Raw genomic sequence first — 990 nt, 5'->3', positions numbered from 1 at the left:
CGACATCGTTAACGCGGTTCAAAGCGCGAATAACCCAGGCTTACTTAGTATCGAAGATTTTAAACAATACAAAGTCATTGAACGTGTACCTGTTTGTCACACATTTATAGAACATCGTGTTTGCGGCATGGGAGCACCTAGCAGCGGTGCGATCACAGTAGGCCAGATTCTAATGACAAGCGAAGCCGCTGGTTTAATCGATTACCCGCCAGAGTCGCCTCAAGCATGGCATGTCATCGCAGAGTCAACGCGCCTAGCATTCGCCGATCGCGCTTTGTACATCGCAGACCCAGCTTACTTCGATGTACCCAGCTCATTATTAAATGAAGAATATATTTCGGAACGAGCGTCACAGGTCAATACATCGAAGAAAAGTCCAACGCTGACAGCAGGCTCTCCTTTCAGTGACAAGATCGCGCTAAGTACGGGAATAAATGTAGATCAACCATCTACCACGCATTTCGTGGTGGTCGACAAGTCAGGCAACATCATAAGCAGCACAAGCACCATTGAAAATGCTTTTGGCTCTCGAGTGATGGTCAAAGGATTTCTTTTAAATAACGAACTCACCGACTTTTCTTTCAAATTTGAGAACGATAAAGGCCTCATCGCCAATCATGTAGAAGCTGGTAAGAGACCGCGTTCATCGATGGCACCAACTATCGTATTCAAAGGTGATACACCAGTTCTAGCCATCGGCTCTCCAGGTGGATCAAGAATCATAAACTACGTAGCAAACTCACTTATACGGCTCTTAGCGTGGGGACAGCCTTTAATCGAAGCGATCAACGCACCTCATATCAGCAACCGTTATGGCGACATGGATATTGAAAAAGATGCTTGGTCCGATGAGGACATTTCCGCCCTTAAAAACTTGGGGTACAAAGTAAATCAAAGAGATCTGAATTCGGGTCTACACGCTGTACAAATTAGAAAAGACTTGCTCAAAGGCGCAGCAGATAAGCGTCGCGAAGGTAGCGCGAACGCACG

At 46.2% G+C, this 990-nt stretch carries 1 protein-coding gene; it reads left to right on the top strand.

The features are described from left to right. Nucleotides 1-990: gamma-glutamyltransferase family protein (locus tag A3739_RS11260; protein WP_197472281.1), on the top strand; the 990-nt coding region annotated here is incomplete at both ends.

It is taken from the genome of Oleiphilus sp. HI0067 (genome assembly GCF_001635735.1).
The sequence above is the reverse complement of the archived record's forward strand: the minus strand, read 5'-3'. Positions and strand labels throughout refer to the sequence as shown.